At 73.9% G+C, this 14,010-nt stretch carries 12 protein-coding genes and 2 pseudogenes; 7 read left to right on the top strand and 7 right to left on the bottom strand.

Features of this window, described 5'->3' with window-relative positions:
• Positions 1–113: pseudogene (locus OFY01_RS08985) on the top strand (electron transfer flavoprotein subunit alpha/FixB family protein); the annotation flags it as partial.
• 32 nt (positions 114–145) lie between these two features.
• Here OFY01_RS08985 and OFY01_RS08980 read toward each other — a convergent pair.
• Positions 146–595 (bottom strand): cyclic nucleotide-binding domain-containing protein, encoded by a 450-nt coding sequence (locus OFY01_RS08980; RefSeq protein ID WP_266598048.1) that lies wholly within the window; start codon positions 593–595, stop codon positions 146–148.
• Between the two features lie 115 nt (positions 596–710).
• On the opposite strand from OFY01_RS08980, the gene OFY01_RS08975 reads away from it, so the two are divergent.
• On the top strand, positions 711–1,859 hold the full coding sequence (locus OFY01_RS08975) for a D-alanyl-D-alanine carboxypeptidase family protein (RefSeq protein ID WP_266598046.1): 1,149 nt from the start codon (positions 711–713) through the stop codon (positions 1,857–1,859).
• Positions 1,860–2,019: 160 nt separating this feature from the next.
• Positions 2,020–2,694, top strand: coding sequence for a class F sortase (locus OFY01_RS08970; protein ID WP_407700306.1), 675 nt, complete (start codon positions 2,020–2,022; stop codon positions 2,692–2,694).
• A gap of 8 nt (positions 2,695–2,702) precedes the next feature.
• Here OFY01_RS08970 and OFY01_RS08965 read toward each other — a convergent pair whose 3' ends face one another.
• On the bottom strand, positions 2,703–3,062 hold the full coding sequence (locus OFY01_RS08965; RefSeq protein WP_266598044.1) for an ArsR/SmtB family transcription factor: 360 nt from the start codon (positions 3,060–3,062) through the stop codon (positions 2,703–2,705).
• Between the two features lie 112 nt (positions 3,063–3,174).
• Between OFY01_RS08965 and OFY01_RS08960 the strand changes: the two genes are divergently transcribed.
• A complete protein-coding gene (locus OFY01_RS08960; protein ID WP_323135493.1) occupies positions 3,175–4,578 on the top strand; it encodes an MFS transporter in 1,404 nt (467 codons plus the stop codon).
• Here the strand turns inward: OFY01_RS08960 and OFY01_RS08955 are convergent.
• The 3 genes and pseudogenes from OFY01_RS08955 to OFY01_RS08945 all read right to left on the bottom strand — a co-directional run.
• Positions 4,500–5,024, bottom strand: a pseudogene (locus OFY01_RS08955) (CBS domain-containing protein); the annotation flags it as partial. The gene OFY01_RS08960 and the pseudogene OFY01_RS08955 sit on opposite strands and share 79 nt — an antisense overlap.
• A 58-nt stretch (positions 5,025–5,082) precedes the next feature.
• Positions 5,083–5,547 carry a cyclic nucleotide-binding domain-containing protein gene (locus OFY01_RS08950; protein ID WP_266598040.1) on the bottom strand — a complete coding sequence of 155 codons (465 nt, stop codon included), beginning with the start codon at positions 5,545–5,547 and terminating at the stop codon, positions 5,083–5,085.
• Positions 5,548–5,690: 143 nt separating this feature from the next.
• A complete protein-coding gene (locus tag OFY01_RS08945; protein WP_266598038.1) occupies positions 5,691–5,984 on the bottom strand; it encodes a hypothetical protein in 294 nt (97 codons plus the stop codon).
• 275 nt (positions 5,985–6,259) lie between these two features.
• Here OFY01_RS08945 and OFY01_RS08940 point away from each other — a divergent pair, with 275 nt between their 5' ends.
• The 3 genes from OFY01_RS08940 to OFY01_RS08930 all read left to right on the top strand — a co-directional run bounded on the left by OFY01_RS08940 (position 6,260) and on the right by OFY01_RS08930 (position 10,378).
• Complete coding sequence (locus OFY01_RS08940; RefSeq protein WP_266598036.1) at positions 6,260–7,159, top strand: universal stress protein; 900 nt, start codon at positions 6,260–6,262, stop codon at positions 7,157–7,159.
• 64 nt (positions 7,160–7,223) lie between these two features.
• Positions 7,224–7,982, top strand: a complete 759-nt coding sequence (locus OFY01_RS08935; RefSeq protein ID WP_266598034.1) for an HAD family hydrolase — start codon at positions 7,224–7,226, stop codon at positions 7,980–7,982.
• Entirely contained in the window at positions 7,979–10,378 is a 2,400-nt protein-coding gene (locus OFY01_RS08930) for a glycoside hydrolase family 65 protein (protein WP_266598033.1), read from the top strand. Before OFY01_RS08935 ends, OFY01_RS08930 begins: the two co-directional genes overlap by 4 nt.
• Here the strand turns inward: OFY01_RS08930 and OFY01_RS08925 are convergent.
• Both OFY01_RS08925 and OFY01_RS08920 read right to left on the bottom strand, forming a co-directional pair.
• Entirely contained in the window at positions 10,375–11,106 is a 732-nt protein-coding gene (locus tag OFY01_RS08925) for a CBS domain-containing protein (RefSeq protein WP_266598031.1), read from the bottom strand. The two genes, OFY01_RS08930 and OFY01_RS08925, sit on opposite strands and share 4 nt — an antisense overlap.
• 40 nt (positions 11,107–11,146) lie before the next feature.
• A complete protein-coding gene (locus OFY01_RS08920; RefSeq protein ID WP_266598028.1) occupies positions 11,147–13,861 on the bottom strand; it encodes a bifunctional acetate--CoA ligase family protein/GNAT family N-acetyltransferase in 2,715 nt (904 codons plus the stop codon).
• Positions 13,862–14,010: the final 149 nt, after the last annotated feature.

Genomic DNA, 14,010 nt, shown 5'->3' with positions numbered 1-14,010 from the left:
TCAACAAGGACGAGGAAGCACCGATCTTCGACCTGGTCGACTACGGCGTGGTCGGTGACCTCTTCGACGTCGTCCCCGCCCTCACCGAGGAGATCAAGACCCGCAAGGGCTGAGGACCCCTCCCGGCGACATCACGGAACACGTGTCAGATGTGATGGTGGATCCGGTGCGCCTCGACCAGTTTGACGCGCGCCGACTCAAGTCGGTTCGCCATCACCTCGGCCACACCGTGCAACAGGGCCACGCCCAGAGCGGGTTCGATGTCGCACAGGCCCCGCACGGCCGCCGCGTCGAACTCGTAGGCCCGCACGGGGCTGAACGCCTCGGCGCCGAAGTCCCACTGGTAGGGCGGGAACAGCCATGACCAGCCGAGCAGATCACCCGGCCCCAGCGGGTCGATGGGCAGCCGGGTGCGTTCGGAGACCCGTAGGTCGAGGGTGACCGTGCCGGTCCGGATGATCCAGAACCGGTCGGCGCGCTGGCCCTCCTCGAAGATCCGGGTGTCCTCCTCGAAGGCGACCTCCTTGGCCAGCGCGAGCAGCCGGTCGCGGTAGGCATGCGGAAGCCGGTGCAGCAGGCGTATCTGGGCTGTCATGGCGGGCCACCTCCACCGTCGTGTCACTCCAGCGTACGTATGCCACCCAGAGAACCGCGCGGCTGGATGGCGTAAGCGGAGCGCGACCGAGTGGCCACCGTCCTATGTTTCCGGCATGGCGCACCACCTCATCCGTTCCCGCCCCCGCCTCCGTACCGGAACGCTCGCCCCGACCGCCGCCCTGTGCGCCACGCTCCTCGCGGGCGCCGCCGGTCCCGTCGCGGCGGCGAGCCCGGCTCCCGCACCGTCCTCCACGCCGTCCGTGCCCGCCCCTCCGGCCGTCTCGGCGCTGTCCTGGGAGGTGATGGACGCGGGCACCGGCGAGGTCCTCGCCGCCCACGCCCCGCACCGCGGACTGCCGCCCGCCAGCACGCTCAAGACGCTGTTCGCGCTGGCCCTGCTGCCGAAGTTCAGCCCCAACGCCGTGCACCGTGAGACCGCCGCCGACCTCGCACAGGTCGCGCAGGGCAGCAGTCTGGTCGGCCTCGACGAGGGCCACCGGTACACGGTCGCCGACCTGTGGCGCGGTGTGTTCCTCAGTTCCGGCAACGACGCGGTGCACACCCTGGCGCAGATGAACGGCGGCCTGCCGCGCACACTCGCCGAGATGCGGGCGACCGCGCGGCGGATCGGCGCCCGGGACACTCGGGTGCGCTCCCCCGACGGCTTCGACACGCCGGGCCAGTACTCGTCCGCCCACGATCTGGCCCTGATCGCCAGGGAGGGCCTCAAGAACGCGGACTTCCGCCGCTACATGGGCACGAAACAGGCCCTCTTCCCCGCGGCGGGCGGCCCGGGATCGTACGAGATCCAGAACACGAACCGGCTGCTCGTGGGCTCCCACGGCGAGGCGCCGTATCCGGGCCTGATCGGCGTGAAGAACGGGTACACGTCCCAGGCCGGAAACACCCTGGTCACCGCGGCGCGGCGCGGTGACCACACCATCCTCGTCACCGTCTTGAACCCGCAGAACGACACCTACAACGCCGTCTACGAAGAGGGCCGCGCGCTGCTCGACTGGGGTTTCACCGCGGCGCCGCTGCGTGACGTGCGCCCGGTCGCGTCGGCACGGCGCACGGCGAAGGCCGTCGCGGGCCCGGCGGCCGCACACGCCCAGGCCCGTCCGCAGCCGGTGGGCGCGCGGCACATCGGCGCGGCGGCCGCCCTGTTGATCCTGTCGTCCGTTCCGCTGGTGATCCGTGGTGTACGGCGGCGCCGGGCGGGGCGACAGGCCCCCCACCCCTTTGGCCGTGCCGGATGGTGAGCGCGTGCGGGTGCTCGTAGCGTCACAGGCATCGTCGGCTCCGGAGGCGCCATGCGTTGCACGCGTTCCCTACGTCCCGTACCTCGTACAGTCCGGTCCGTGCGACGGGCCGGGCCCGTGTCGGCCGCCGCCGGCCGCGTCTGACGGGGCGGGCGTTCTCGTGTCCGCGTCGTCCGCCGCCAGTTCCTCCGGTTCCTCCGGTTCCTCCGGTTCCTCGGCCGGTCGTCGGCCCTCCTGGTCGTTCCTCGCCGTGGCGCTGCTCGTGGGGGTGCTGCTCGTCCATCACGGCCTGTCGTTCGCTCAGGGGCCGCCGCAGCCGGACCCCGGCGCGGCGCGACTCGGTACGACCACGCCACCCGCCGACCCGCTGCCCGCCTCGACGCCGCTGCGCATCCGCATCCCCGAGATCAAGGTCGACGCACCGCTGACCCGGGTGCACCGGGACGCGGACGGCTGGCTGGAGGCGCCGCCGCCCGAGAACGCCAATCTGGCGGGCTGGTTCACCGGGGCCGTGACACCCGGCGAGCGCGGCACGGCCGTCATCGACGGCCACGTCGACAACGCGCACGGGCCCGCCGTCTTCTACGGCCTCGGCGCCCTCAAGAAGGGCGAGCACATCGAGGTCGACCGCGCCGACGGCACCACCGCCGTCTTCGAGATCCACGGCATCGACGTCGTCGACAAGGAACACTTCCCCGACCGCCGCGTCTACGGCAACACGGGCCTGCCCGAGCTGCGCGTCATCACCTGCGGCGGCAGCTACAGCAAGCGCACCGGCTACTTGGGCAACGTCGTCCTGTACGGGCTGCTCACCTCGGTGCGGCACAACGGCTGACCGGCCGCTCAGTCGTGCGGGGCCCGGCCGCTCACCCGGTGGTCGGCGTGGCTGAGCGCCTCCATGACCAGGCGGCGCAGATGGCCGTCGGTGAGGCGGTAGTGGACATGGCGGCCCTCACGGCGTGCCTCCACCAGGCCCGCGAGCCGCAGCTTCGCCAGATGCTGGCTGACCGCCGTGCGGGACGCGGCGACCCGATCCGCGAGCGAGCCGACGTCCGACTCGTCGAGCGCGAGCAACCAGAGCAGGTGCAGCCGGGTGGTGTCCGACAGCAGGGCGAACACCCGTGCCGCCTCGGCGAGACGGGCTCCGTCCGGTTCGCGCAGATGCGCACCGGGCGCAGGTGGGGAGAGGTCGCGTCCAGGCATGCGCCCAGCCTAGAGCGGGTGGCCCCGCTCCGGTCACCGCCGTCTGCGAGGTCTCCCCACGCGTCGTAGCAGACACGTGCGCAGATGCGCACATGACGACTATCCTGGCGGCGTGCTCACCGTGCTGCGCCACCGCGCCTACCGCCGCCTCTTCGCCGCGCAGGTCGTCGCCCTGGCCGGCACCGGCCTGGCCACCGTCGCGCTCGGCCTGCTGGCGTACGACATCGCGGGCGCCGACGCGGGCGCGGTCCTGGGCACCGCACTGGCCATCAAGATGACCGCGTACGTGCTGATCGCCCCGGCCGCCGCGGCGGTCGCGGACCGGGTGCCGCGCCGGGCGCTGCTCGTCGGCGCCGACCTCACCCGCGCGTGCATCGCCGTGACCCTGCCGTTCGTGGACCAGGTGTGGCAGGTCTACGCACTGGTGTTCCTGCTGCAGTCGGCCTCCGCCGTGTTCACGCCCGCCTTCCAGGCGGTCATCCCGGACGTGCTGCCGCGAGAGCGCGACTACACGCGCGCGTTGTCGCTCGCCCGGCTCGCCTACGACATGGAGAGCCTGTTCAGCCCGGCGCTCGCCGCGGCTCTGCTCTGCCTGGTCAGCTACAACTGGCTGTTCGCCGGGACCGTGTGCGGCTTCCTCGCCTCCGCCGTCCTCGTCGCGGGCACGGCGCTGCCCGCCGCCTCCGCCGCGTCCGCGCGCACCGGGACGCGCCGCGCCGGGGTGGCGGCCGGGGCGCGGCTCTTCCTCGCCGTGCCTCCCCTGCGCGGGCTGCTCGCGCTCGACCTGGCGGTGGCCGCGGCCGGCGCGATGGTGACGGTCAACTCGATCGTCTACGTACGGGACTTGCTGGGCCTGTCGACCGGGATGGTGCCGGTGGCTCTCGGCGCGTACGGGGCCGGGTCGATGGGGGCGGCGCTGGTGCTGCCGCGCCTCCTGGAACGGGTGCGGGACCGGACCGTGATGGTGCGCGGGGCGTTGGTCATGGGGTTCGTGTTCGGCGCGCTCGGCGTGGTCACGGCCGCGGGCGGCGGGTGGTGGCGGTTGCCGGCGCTGCTGGCCACCTGGTGCGCGTTCGGTACGGCGTGCTCCATGGTGCTCACCCCGGCGGGGCGGCTCGTGCGGCGGTGTGCGCCGCCACCGGAGCGTACGGCGGCGTTCGCGGCACGGTTCTCGCTCTCGCACGGCTGCTGGCTGCTCACCTATCCACTGGCCGGATGGCTCGGCGCGGCGGCAGGGCTACGGGCGGCGGTCGTCGTGCTCGGGGCGCTCGCCGTGGCGGCCGGGGTCGCGGCGGTGCGGCTGTGGCCCGCGGCCGGGGCCGCGGGGCCCGCCGCTCAGCGGGCGTCGACGTGTCGTACGGCGTCGGTGAAGTCCATGCGGATGTCCACGACCCCCTCGACGGCGCGGGCGAGGCGGGCGGCCACGGGCACCATGCTCCGGTTGCGCAGCGACCCGGAGAACGTGACGACTCCCTCGGCGACCGAGACGACCACGGGCTGGTCGGGGAAGAGGTAGGCGGCCACGGTGCGGCGTACCTCCTCCTCGATGTCCCGGTCGCTGCGCAGGAACACCTTCAGCAGGTCGGTGCGGCTGACGATACCTTCGAGTTCGCCCTGGGCGGTGACCACGGGGAGCCGTTTGACCTGGTGCTGGGCCATCAGGCGTGCCGCCTCCGCGAGGGTGGCGTCCGGGCGGACGCAGATGGCGGGGCTGGTCATCAGCTCGCCCGCCCCGAGCGCACCGGCCTTGACGAGGTCGGTGAGCCGGCGCATCTGGTCCTGTCGGGTCGGGTCGGCGTCGCGGAACTCCTCCTTGGGCAGCAGGTCGGCCTCGGAGACGATCCCGACGACACGGTTCTCGCCCTCCAGGACCGGCAGGGCGCTGACCCTCCACTCGTCCATCAGCGCCACGATCTCCTTGAACGGCGCGTCCCTGCCCACCGAGACGACGGTGTGGCTCATCACGTCGCTGACGATGTGCGGGCCGGTGTTCATGGCGTCCTCCTGTGGGGCGGTCCGGTCAGCGCGGCAGTCCGCTGCCGTTGGGGGCGTACAGGTCGAGCAGGCGGGTGCGCGAGGCGAGCAGCCGGTGGGCGATCACGCCACCGACCCAGTGGACCACGGCCCGGCCGAACTCGGGGTCGGCGTCGCACAGCCGACGCACGGCGTCCGCGTCGAACACGTAGGTGCGCAGCGGTGTGACGGCTTGCGCGCCCAGCCGCCACACATAGGGGCTGTAGAGCCAGGACCAGCCGACGAGTTCGCCGAATCCGAGGGACTCGACGACGACCGGCCTCCGCCCCGGCACCCGCATGTCCAGGGCGACGGTGCCCGACCGGACGATCCAGAAGCGGTCGGCGTGTCCGCCCTCCTCGAAGAGCCGGGTGTCCTGCGGATAGTTGGCCTCGCTCGCCAGGGACATCATCTGGTCCCGGTGGACCGCGGGCAGGGTCTGCGTCATACGGGGGCTTGTCGTCGCGATCATGGTCGTGCCTCCAGCTCTTCTGCCACCAGATTCGGCGGGCGGCAGACCCGAGGGGCAGGGGCCGAGTGGCCCCGAGCGGTGTCCGTACGGCACGTCCGCCGGGCGCAGTCGGTTCCGGCGGGCCGGGTCCGGGCCGGCGAGCCTCACTCCGGGCCGTCGAGGCACTCGGCGGCCAGCGCCCGCAGCCGCGCCGACTTCGCGCGCAGCCGCTGCCCCTCGGCGTACCAGTGCCGTCGTTCGAGGGGTCGCCTGCGCGGCGGCCTGCGCATCGCCCAGTCCTCCTGCGCGAAGCGCACGCAGGCGTCCTCGACGACCAGGACCATCACGCTGGGCATGCGCAGCGCCGCCTCCACCCCCACGGTCCGGTCCACACTGCGCAGCCGCAGGCACGTGTGCTGCGCCTTCTTGGCGCGGCTCCAGAAGACTGGCTTGTCCATGACGACCTCCGGACGACTCGTGGTACCCCGGGTGCAGTGGGTTGCGAAGCGGCGGACCGCCCGGCTCCTGACTCCGAGCCTGCGCCGCGGCGCCCGCGCCGTCCCTGGGCCGAAGGGCCCGCGGCACGGGGCCGGGGCGCTCTGCGTGCGGGGCCCTCCGGCGGGCGCCGCCGGGACCCGTAGGACAGGCCAGGGGCCCGGCCGGGTGTCACCCTGGAGATTGCGGGGACCCGTGGTGGCCCTGCCCGGACCGGACCCGAGAGGCGGTGCGCGTCATGGAACGTCCCCTGGTCGTCGGGGTCGACGGATCCCGCTCCAGTCTGCTCGCCGTGGACTGGGCGGTCGACGAGGCGGCACTGCGCGGACTCGGCCTGCGGCTGGTGCACGCCTCCCCCTGGGAGCGCTACGAGGCCTCACGCCTGGCCGAGGAGTCCGACGAGAGCGACGCGTCCGGCGAGCAGACCACCGCCGAGGCCATCGTGAGCCAGGCGGTGTCGCGGGCCACCGAGCGCCGCCCCGACGTGCGGGTCGCCGCCGACGTGCTGGCCGAGGACCCGGCCGACGGGCTGCTCCTCGCCGGACGCGACGCCACCGCGCTGATCCTCGGGCAGCACGGCCGGGGCCCGGTCGAGCAACTGCTGCTCGGTTCGGTGAGCCTGACCGTGGCCGCGCGGGCCCACTGCCCGGTGATCGTGGTCCGCGGTGACCGCGAGGGCCGTGCGGGCACCCACGGGCGGGTCCTGGTGGGGGTGGGCGACAGCGCCGGTGACGCCGACGCCTCGGCCGCCGCGGTCCGGTTCGCCTTCGACGAGGCGGCGGCCCGCAAGGCCGAGCTCGACACGGTCAGGGCCTGGCACCGCCCCTCCCACACGCCGCTCGAACATCCGCTGCTGACCGGGGACCCCACGCACGAGCTCCAGGAGCGGGCGACGCAGCTGCTGGCGGACGCCCTTGACGCATGCGCTCGGGACCACCCCGATGTGCCGGTGCGCCACTTCTCCGTCGAGGGCCACGCCCGCAAGGTGCTGCTCGACCGGTCCGCCGCCGCCGACCTGCTGGTCGTCGGGGCCCACCACCGGCACAGCCACTTCGGGCTGCAACTGGGCCGGGTCGCGCACGCGGTGCTGCACCACGCGGCGTGCCCGGTGGCGGTGGTGCCGCAGCACGGCGGGTGAGCGGGACTCACGGACGAGCACGGTCGCGCACGGCCGTGTACGGCGAAGGGCGGGAGGTGCCCCGATGGGCGAGAGGGACAGTGCGCTGGTGGCGCCGCTGCGCGGGGTGCGGGCGGTCGTCTTCGACACCGACGGTGTGCTCACCGACTCGGCGCGGCTGCACGCGCAGGCGTGGAAGACCGTCTTCGACGAGTACCTGAGGGACCATCCGCCCGCGGCCGCGGCCGACCGGCGCCCGTTCGCCGTCGCGACGGACTATCCGAGCCTGGTCGACGGCAAGGCGCGGCTCGACGGCGCCGAGGCGTTCCTCGCCTCGCGCGGCCTGCATCCGGGTCCCGAGGCGGTGGCGGCGGTGGCCGCCGAGAAGGACGCCGTCTACCGTGCCCGGCTGACCGCCGGTCCCCCGGTGCGCGCCTGCCCCGGAGCGGTGCCGCTGCTGCGGGCGCTGCGCGCCGCGAAGGTGCCGGCGGCGGCCGCCTCCGCGTCCCGGCACGCTCGCCAGGTCCTGGGTGGGGCCGACCTGTTGACCTGGTTCGACGCCGTGGTGGACGGCGTGGAGGCGGCCCGTCTGGCACTGCCGGGCAAGCCGGCGCCCGACCTGTTCCTGGAGACGGCACGCAGGCTCGGCGTGGCCCCCGGCGAGGCGGCGGTGGTCGAGGACGCGCCCGCCGGGGTGGCCGCCGCGAGGCGCGGCGGATTCCGCCTGGTCGTCGGCGTGGACCGCACGCAGGACCGGTCGCGCACCGGCGAACTGATGGACCAGGGAGCCGACTTGGTGGTCGGCACGCTCGACGAGCTGTTGGCGCAAGGAGCACCGCGGTGACCGAGTGGACGTGGACGTACCAGGGGTACGTGCCCGCCGACGAGCGGCTGCGGGAGTCGCTGTGCACACTCGGCAACGGCCGGTTCGCCACGCGTGGCGCCGCCCCGGAGTGCGCGGCCGACGCGGTGCACTATCCGGGCACGTACGTCGCCGGGTTCTACAACCGGCTCACGTCCAAGGTCGCGGGCCGCCGCGTCGAGAACGAGGACATGGTCAACGTACCCAACTGGCTTCCCCTGCGGTTTCGTTGCATCGATCCCGCGGACCCGACGAGCCTGGACGGACCGTGGCTGCACCCGGACACCTCACGCGTCCTCGACCATCGGATCACCCTGCACATCGACAGCGGCCTCCTGGAGCGACACACCACGTACGAGGACGGAGGCGGACGTCGGCTCCTGGTCCGCCAGTTGCGGCTCGTGCACATGGCGGACCCGCATGTCGCCGCTCTGCGCACGGAGTTGACGGCCGAGAACTTCACCGGCGAGGCGGAGGTGGAGGCCGCACTCGACGCGACGGTCCGCAACGCCGGGGTCGAGCGCTACCGGGACCTGGACGGCAGACATCTCGTGCGGGCCCACACGGGGCACATCGCGCCGGACACGGTCTGGCTGCGCTGCCGCACCCGCAACTCCGACCTGCGCATCGCGCTGGCGTCCCGCCTCGAGTGCGCGCAGGCCGACACGATCCACAACCGCTGCGACGCCGCCCGCGTCACACAGATGCTGCGTGTACCGCTTGAGCCGGGCCGCACCGTCACCGTCGACAAGACGGTGGCGCTGCACACCTCGCGCGACCCTGCGATCTGCGACCCGCGCGGCTCCGCGGTCGACCGGGTCCGGCAGGCGCCCGGCTTCGACGCGCTCCTGGAGTCGCACCGGACGGCGTGGGACCGGCTGTGGCGGCGCGCCGAGCTGGAGGTGCCGGGCGAGGCGGGCCGTATTCTGCGGCTGCACCTGTTCCACGTCCTGCAGACGCTCTCCCCGCACACCGCGGAGCTCGATGTCGGCGCCCCCGCCCGCGGCCTGCACGGCGAGTCCTACCGGGGTCACATCTTCTGGGACGAGTTGTTCGTCCTGCGCTATCTGGATCTGCACTTTCCCGAGACGTCCCGCGCGCTGCTCGAATACCGCCACCGGCGCCTCGAACGGGCCTGCCGTGCCGCGCGTGAGGCGGGTCGGCGCGGGGCCATGTACCCGTGGCAGAGTGGCAGCGACGGCCGCGAGGAGACGCAGCGGCTGCACCTCAACCCGCGCTCGGGCCGCTGGCTGCCCGACCATTCGCGGCTGCAGCACCACGTCGGTTCCGCCGTCGCCTACAACATCTGGCGGTACTGGGAGTCGACCGGGGACACCGAGTTCCTGCACACCAAGGGCGCCGAGATGCTGTTGCAGATCGCCCGGTTCTGGGCGGGTGCGGCCACGTACGACGAGCGGCTGGGCCGTTACCGGATCCGCGGCGTGGTGGGTCCCGACGAGTACCACGACGCCTACCCGGACGCCCGCCGTCCGGGCATCGACGACAACGCGTACACCAACGTCACCGCCGCCTGGGTGCTCGAACGCGCGCTCGATCTGCTGGAGATGCTGCCTGAGCCTCGGTGCCGCGAACTGTGCGAACTCATCGGGTTCGACGGCGGCGAGGCCGAGCTGTGGCGGGACGTGGCGCACCGCCTGTACGTGCCGAGCCATGACGGCGTCATCAGCCAGTTCGAGGGGTTCGGACGCCTGGCCGAGCTCGACTGGCCGGCGTACACGCGGCGGTACGGCGACATCCGGCGGCTCGACCGGATCCTGGAGGCGGAGGGCGACAGCGTCAACCGCTACCAGGCGTCCAAGCAGGCGGACGTGCTGATGCTCGGCTATCTGTTCCCGCCCGCCGAACTCTCCGCTCTGCTGGGCAGGCTGGGGCATGTCCTCGACGACGACGACTGGCGTCGCACGGTCGACCACTATATGCGGCGCACCAGTCACGGCTCCACGCTCAGCGGCCTGGTGCACGGCTGGGTGCTCGCGCGGGCGCGGCGCGGCGACGCGTGGAAGTTCGTCGAGGAGGCGCTGCGCGGCGACATCGCCGACGTGCAGGGCGGTACGACGGGCGAGGGCATCCATCTGGGCGCCATGGCGGGCACGCTGGACCTGGTGCAGCGCGGCCTGACCGGGCTGCAGACGCATGACGGCGCGCTGTGGCTCGACCCGGCTCCGCTGCCCGAACTGACCGGCCCGTCCTACGGGCTCGCGCTGCGCTTCCAGGGCCACTGGGGCGTGCGTCTGCGGATCAGGCGCGGACAGCTGCGGCTCACGGTCCCGGCGTCCGACCGCGACCCCATCACCGTACGGCTGCCCGGCCGCACCGAGGTGGTGCGGCCGGGCCAGACGCTGGATCTTCCGTTCTAGAGCTTGCGCAGCCAGTCGTCCGTGACGCCGTGCATGGTGCGCTCGTAAGGGCGCAGATGTGAGTCGTCGAAGCGGCAGGTCAGTTTGTCGACGACGGCGACGACTCCGTCGATGTGTCCCGTCATCCGGGCCGCGATCTCCTTCTGGCTGCGCCCCTCCACCTCTCCGGCCAGCGTCACGACCCCTTCGTGGACCGTCACCGCGAGCGCCTTCGGGGCGAGCCACAGGCTGCGGACGAGTACTTCGTCGACGACCTCCCTGCGGATGTCCTCGTCGGGCCGGAGGAAGACCCGCAGCAGGTCCCGGCGGGTGACGATGCCGACGAGGCGGTCGTCGTCGTCCAGGACGGGCAGCCGTTCCACCTTGTGGCGGGCCATGGTGCGGGCGGCCTCGGCGATGGTGTCGTCGGCGTGGGCGGTCACGGCGGGTTCGGACATCAGCTGACCGGCCGTACGGGCCCGGGTCCTGCGCCGGTCGTCGCGCGCGCCGCGCGACAAGCGCGGCGGGGAGAAGCGGCGGCGTGGCGGGTACGGGTCGTCGGCCGTGGCCTGGCGGGCCAGCAGGTCCGTCTCGGAGATCACTCCGATGACCTTCTCCTCGTCGTCCACGACCGGAAGTCCGCTGATGCGGTGCTGGTGCAGCAGCCGCGCGACGTCCTTGAACGGAGTGGCGTACCGCGCGCTGACGACGTCGGCGGCCATCACCGATCCGACCTTGCTGTGTTTCATCAGCCTTGCCTCCTTGGGTGTGCGGGGCGTGGCGCCGGGCTCAGCGCAGTCGCCGCAGGTACGGGTCGCGGGCGCGGGCCGGGGCGAGGCGGACGCGAGCGTCGAGCGCGGTGATCCGGCCGGGCCCGGCGAGCACCGGGTTGAGGTCGGCCTCGACGAGTTGGGGCAGGTCGGCGGCCATACGGGAGACGCGCAGCAGGAGTTGTTCGAGTCCGTCGAGGTCGACGGGCCCCTCGCCGTCCTCGCCGAACAGCAGGGGGGCGCAGCGCGGCGCGGTGATCAGGTCGTGCACGTCGTGGTCGGTGAGCGGGGCGAGGCGGGCGGCGTGGTCGGCGAGGACGTCGGTGGCGGTGCCGCCGAGCCCGAACAGGACCAGCGGGCCGAACACGGCGTCCTGGACGACGCCGGTGAACAGTTCGATGCCGCGCGGGGCGAGCGGCTGGACGACCACCGCGGTCATGAGGTCGCCGAAGCGGGTGACGAAGTCCCGGTGGGCGGCCCGCACCTGGGCGGCACCGCGCAGGTCGAGACGGACGGCCCGCTGGCGCGTCTTGTGGACGAGTCCCGGCCAGTACGCCTTGAGGACGACGCGGCCGTCGGGGCCCTTGAGGCGCTCGGCCGCGGCGACGGCCTCGTCCTCGCTCTCCGCCCAGGCCCAGGGCAGTTGCGGGATGCCGTAGCAGCCGAGGAGGTCGGCGCAGGCGCGCGGGTCGAGCGGTCCGCCGTCCGGGTGCCGTGCCAGGTGGGCTGCCACGAGGGCGGTGGCGCGGGGCGTGTCGACGCCGTCGAGGTGCGGGACGGTCCCGGCGGGCCGGGCGAGCCAGGCGGCGCGGCGTGCGGCGTGGCCGAGGGCGCGGGCGGCGGCCTGCGGGTCCGCGTAGGCGGGCAGTTGTCCGTCGTCGGCGCAGAGCAGGCGGACGGGTTCGGCCTGGTCGAGGAGGACGGCGACGACGGTGCGGGGGCGCCTTGGCCCCTGCGGGTGGATGAGGGCGCGGACCAGGTCGTCGCCGGTCGCGGTGGAGACGGCGGTCGGCACCAGGGAGACGAGGACGGCGTCGACGGCGCCGGACGCGGTCAGCACGTCGAGGGCGGCGCCGAGTTCCTCCTCACAGACGGTGGCGCCCGCGTCGACGGGGTTGGTGACCCGGGCGCCGTCCGGCAGCACGGAGCGCAGCGTGTCGAGCAGCGGCCCGGTCAGCCGGGGCACGGTGAGCCCGGCCTCGACGCAGGCGTCGGCGGCGAGCACGCCCGCGCCGCCCGCGTTGGTGAGCACGGCCACCCGTTCGCCGCCGGGCAGCGGGCGGCTGTGCAGCAGGGCGGCGGTCTCCAGGAGTTCGGGGATGGTGCGCGTGGCGGTGATCCCGGCCTGGATGAACAGGGCCTGCCGGGTCATGGTTCGGGTGGCGGCGGCCGCGGTGTGCGAGGCGGCGGCGCGGCGGCCGGCTTCGGTGCGGCCCGCGTCGACGGTGAGCACCGGCATGCGGCGGGTGACCCTGCGGGAGGTGCGGGAGAAGGCGCGGGGGCTGCCGAACGTCTCCAGGTGCAGCAGTGCGAGGTCGGTGCGGCCGTCGCTCTCCCACCACTGGAGGAGGTCGTTGCCGCTGACGTCGTACTTGTCGCCGAGCGAGACGAAGGTGGACACGCCGATGCCGAGACGGGCCAGGCCGCCGAGCAGGGCGATGCCGACGCCGCCCGACTGGACGGCGACGCCGGCGGTGCCGGGCAGCGGGTGGGTGGCGGCGAACGTGGCGTCGAGGCACAGCGTGTCGTCGGTGTTGGCCAGGCCGAGGCAGTTCGGGCCGACCAGGCGCATGCCGTGGGTGCGGCAGGTGTCGAGGAGCGACGCCGCCTGCCGGGCGTCGAGTCCGGAGCTGACGACGACGAGAGCGGGCACGCCCGCGCGGCCGCATTCCTCGGCGACGTCGGCGACACGCTCGGCGGGCACGGCGACGACCGCGAGGTCCGGCGTGTCGGGCAGCGCGGCGACCGACGGGCGCGCGTGCACGCCGAGCACGGCCGGGGCCTCGGGGTGCACGACGTACAGGCGGCCTCGGTAGCCGCCGGAGCGCAGGTTGTGCAGGACGGCGCGGCCGACCGAGCCGGGGGTGCGGCCCGCGCCGACGACCACGACGGAGCGGGGGCGCAGCAGGGGGACGAGGCTGGCGACGTCGGCGGCGCGGCCGCGCTCCTCGACGGCGGTCAGGTACGTCTCGTCCTCGGACAGCTGCACGGTGCAGTGCGTCTCGGGGCCTTCGCGGCGGCGGGTGACGCGCAGTCCGAGGTCGCCGAAGACCTTGAGGATCTCGTGGTTCTCGCACAGGGCGTCGGCGGTGAAGACGGTGATGCCGTCGGCGCGGGCGGCGGAGACGAGGTGCTCCAGGAGCAGCGTGCCGATGCCGCGGTGGTGCCAGGCGTCGGCGACGGCGAGCCCCACGTCGGCGTCGTCGCCGCCGGGCGAGCGCTCGTACTCGGCTACGCCCACGAGGCGCCCGTCGACCTCGGCGAGCAGGCCGCCGCGGCGCGGCGTGGCCGGACCGCGGCACATCCGGTCCGCCGCCATCCGTGCCGAGCCGCGGCCCAGCCCGAAGAAGCGGAGGCGGAGGTTGTCGGGGGACATGTCCTCGTACAGCCCCCGCACGGCGTCGTGGTCGTCGGGGCGTGGCTCGCGGATGCGGACGGTCGTGCCGTCGGCGAGGAGCGCGTGGACGGGGATCGCCGCCTCGTGCGTGAGATGTGTGTCCTGCGCCTGAGTCATGGTGTCCGCCCTTCACGGCCCGGCCGGCTCACGGCGCTGTCGGCGGTGAGCCGCTTCCTCACGTCAAGCCTCCGGCGGGCCCGGGAGGCGGCCCCAGGGGCTGGCCGGGTACGCCGGTGGGGCCGGGCGGCCCCGGCGGCGCGGCGGGC

Source organism: Streptomyces beihaiensis, assembly GCF_026274175.1.
Taxonomy (GTDB): domain Bacteria; phylum Actinomycetota; class Actinomycetes; order Streptomycetales; family Streptomycetaceae; genus Streptomyces; species Streptomyces beihaiensis.
This window is presented reverse-complemented; position numbering and strand designations above follow the sequence as displayed.

Bases quoted from the DNA above. Each gene is read 5' to 3' on its own strand.
- OFY01_RS08980 (WP_266598048.1), bottom strand. From the start codon at position 595: ATGACAGCCCAGATACGCCTGCTGCACCGGCTTCCGCATGCCTACCGC.
- OFY01_RS08975 (WP_266598046.1), top strand. From the start codon at position 711: ATGGCGCACCACCTCATCCGTTCCCGCCCCCGCCTCCGTACCGGAACG.
- OFY01_RS08965 (WP_266598044.1), bottom strand. From the start codon at position 3,062: ATGCCTGGACGCGACCTCTCCCCACCTGCGCCCGGTGCGCATCTGCGC.
- OFY01_RS08950 (WP_266598040.1), bottom strand. From the start codon at position 5,547: ATGATCGCGACGACAAGCCCCCGTATGACGCAGACCCTGCCCGCGGTC.
- OFY01_RS08945 (WP_266598038.1), bottom strand. From the start codon at position 5,984: ATGGACAAGCCAGTCTTCTGGAGCCGCGCCAAGAAGGCGCAGCACACG.
- OFY01_RS08940 (WP_266598036.1), top strand. From the start codon at position 6,260: ATGGAACGTCCCCTGGTCGTCGGGGTCGACGGATCCCGCTCCAGTCTG.
- OFY01_RS08935 (WP_266598034.1), top strand. From the start codon at position 7,224: ATGGGCGAGAGGGACAGTGCGCTGGTGGCGCCGCTGCGCGGGGTGCGG.
- OFY01_RS08925 (WP_266598031.1), bottom strand. From the start codon at position 11,106: ATGAAACACAGCAAGGTCGGATCGGTGATGGCCGCCGACGTCGTCAGC.
- OFY01_RS08920 (WP_266598028.1), bottom strand. From the start codon at position 13,861: ATGACTCAGGCGCAGGACACACATCTCACGCACGAGGCGGCGATCCCC.